The organism is Neisseria sp. P0021.S007 (assembly GCF_051956855.1).
In genome coordinates, this window is sequence record NZ_JBQCXA010001212.1 from 1 (window position 1) to 515 (window position 515).

Annotated in this window: 1 protein-coding gene; it reads right to left on the bottom strand. The window is 57.7% G+C overall.

Annotation, left to right across the window (positions count from 1 at the left end; all coding sequences use genetic code 11):
- Positions 1 to 515, bottom strand: a 515-nt coding sequence (locus ACTHUR_RS18350) for a helicase-related protein (protein WP_440400198.1), incomplete at both ends; no start/stop codon positions are given.

Genomic DNA, 515 nt, shown 5'->3' on the forward strand with positions numbered 1-515 from the left:
CTCGTGGATGTCGGGGCAGTAGTCTTCAGGCAATAATGCCGGGCTGTGCAGTTTGATTTCAGTGGTGATGCCCAGCGGTGCGTCGAGATCGGGCTGGCGGCCTTTTTTGAGGTCGCGCACGGCTTGTTTGAGCATTTCGGTGTAGAGCGTGAAGCCGACCTGTATCATTTCGCCGGACTGTCCTTCGCCGAGGATTTCGCCTGCGCCTCGGATTTCCAAATCCTGCATGGCGAGGGTGAAACCTGCGCCGAGTTCATCTGCCGCCGCGATGGCGTCGAGGCGTTTTTCTGCGTCTTTGGTGATGTATTCGGGCGTGAGCAGGTAGGCGTAGGCTTGGTGGTGGCTGCGGCCGACGCGCCCACGCAACTGATGAAGCTGAGCCAGCCCGAATTTGTCGGCGCGGTTGATGATGATGGTGTTGGCGTTGGGAATGTCGATGCCGGTTTCGATGATGGTGGAGCAGAGCAACACGTTGAATCTTTGCTGCAAAAAGTCGCGCATCACTTGCTCCAGTT